This is a genomic window from Thalassospira sp. MCCC 1A01428, from assembly GCF_002115825.1.
In the GTDB taxonomy this organism is placed as follows: Bacteria; Pseudomonadota; Alphaproteobacteria; order Rhodospirillales; family Thalassospiraceae; genus Thalassospira.
In genome coordinates this window covers 1-1,936 of sequence record NZ_JFJZ01000117.1, presented here as the reverse complement: position 1 = coordinate 1,936, position 1,936 = coordinate 1, and the positions used below count along the sequence as shown (strand labels likewise).

Annotated in this window: 1 protein-coding gene and 1 pseudogene; one reads left to right on the top strand and one right to left on the bottom strand. The window is 51.9% G+C overall.

From position 1 onward, the window contains the following. The first annotated feature begins 22 nt into the window (after nt 1-22). Nucleotides 23-904 carry a sugar phosphate isomerase/epimerase family protein gene (locus THS27_RS26095; protein WP_085595920.1) on the top strand — a complete coding sequence of 294 codons (882 nt, stop codon included), beginning with the start codon at nt 23-25 and terminating at the stop codon, nt 902-904. A gap of 560 nt (nt 905-1,464) precedes the next feature. Here THS27_RS26095 and THS27_RS27045 read toward each other — a convergent pair. Then, nucleotides 1,465-1,936 (bottom strand): annotated as a pseudogene (locus THS27_RS27045) (hypothetical protein); the annotation flags it as partial.

Below are 1,936 nucleotides of genomic sequence, written 5' to 3'. Positions count from 1 at the left end.
CAATTGAGTCCAGACCCTAATCATGTCCGCAAACGTGCAGAAACTGATCCTTCATCCCACCGTCGCCCGGTTTGCGACCTTTGTTATGGATACTGTCATTGCACGCCAGATCGGGTTTGACGGGCTGGAACTTTCGGCAACAAAACTGGATGCGTTTTTTGCCGCCGGCCTGACGCAGGAAGATTTACGTTCCTATCTGGATGGCCTTGATTGCCCCGGCCTGGGCTATTTGCCCGATATTGAACGCAATGATGCCAAGGCTGCCAGCTTGTTTGCGGATGCAGAAAAGCTCTTTAAAATGGCGGCAATGGCTGGTGCCAAGGGCGTGCAAGTTTTGACCGGCCCGCTTGATGTGCGGCAAGTTCTGGATTGCCAAAGTAAACCCGCCCAGCGCCGGGATCATGCGTTTTTAAAGCTGGATCACAAAGACCAAATCACGCTTTGTGCGTCCAGTTTGCAAAAACTGGCAGACCTTGCTGCCCCCTATGGGCTGGTTCTGTATCTGGAAGCCCTGGGCTGGTCGCCGGTTAACCGCCTTGCCGATCAATTGGAAATTATTGACCGTGCAGCGCGCGAAAATGTGCGTATCGTGATTGACTACTGGCATTGCCATGTTTCCGGCGATACACCCGATATGGTAGCAAAAATTGATAAATCACTGATTTACGGGGTGCATTTTTGTGATTCAAACCCCTATCCGGGTGGCATCCCGATCGAACCTGTCTTGCGTGATGTGCCAATTGGCAAGGGCGTGATTAACCTTAAACACTGGACCGATGCGGTCAAGGCAACCGGCTATCAGGGCTGGTGGAGTGCCGAGCTTTTTTGCCAGCGCCAGCACCAGCAGGACAGCCTTGCCATCGCACGGGATCTGTATGATTTGATGATTGAACATATTCGCTGATTAACGGGAAAACAGCATTATGACTGGTATTTCCGCATTTAATCTTATTTCTTTTCGAAAATAAGCTTCACCCGCGAGGCGAGCCGTGCCTTCGCCGGGACCAGATCAACGCTAATCAACAATTTTTCGCTTGGCGCGGGAATGATTTGCTTCGCAATGCAGTGTGTTGCCCCGGCCCCCAATCGGAGATTGCAAGACGGCAATCACCTTCGAGCCGATATGGAAAGCATCGTTGCCGCTGCTGCCCTAAAGCACGCTGGCTGCTATCGCAGTCAGCGTATCATTATCCGGCCGCTACTAGCGGTGCTCAATATTCCGCGCGATGATCCAATCTGGTTTGGTGTCTCTGTTTCATGGTAGAAGGTGCAGAAAGAAATCTTCATAGGTTTGATGCTCTACCTCGTTGCAGCTTTCATGATGCTTGGGCTGCTACTTACCTTTCCCGAAGTAGTCCTTTGGCTCCCCGCAAACATGTAGGGTTCAGGCAAACAAACAACTCAGATCAGCCATGATTCCTTATCTAACGGGTTTCCACATCAATGCCAAAATGCCAATCAGAACTAAAATCCGATTTGCCCTTTGTCATTCGTCTCTGTCAGAACGCCCTGAAATGTGGTGCAGGACGCTTGCACAAAGTCAGGCAAAGAAGTCGCCCGCCTCTGCCGGTATTCGAGTTCGATATTCATCATCACCTCGGTCTCGGCATATTTGCAGAAAATTGCGGCGGCGGCTTCCTGAACACTTAGCGGCGGCCATTCAGCATAAAAATGCGAACGAAAGCCGGTCTCGGAAATGAACGGCAGGCCAAGGTCGATGGCTATAAAGCCAAAGCTGCTGCATGTATCGAGTGGGCAGGTGAAATCGACCAATACCCGGCCATGTCCGGTTTCCAGAACAAACAAGCCGTTCTGGCCCCAGTGCGGAACCTGACCTTCTTTGGCCGCAAGGGCCGCCGTGATGGCTGTTCCCGCCCCGTCTTGGGCAAAACTGCCAAAGCTGCCCTTTGCGCTATTGGCTGTGACAATCAGGGCA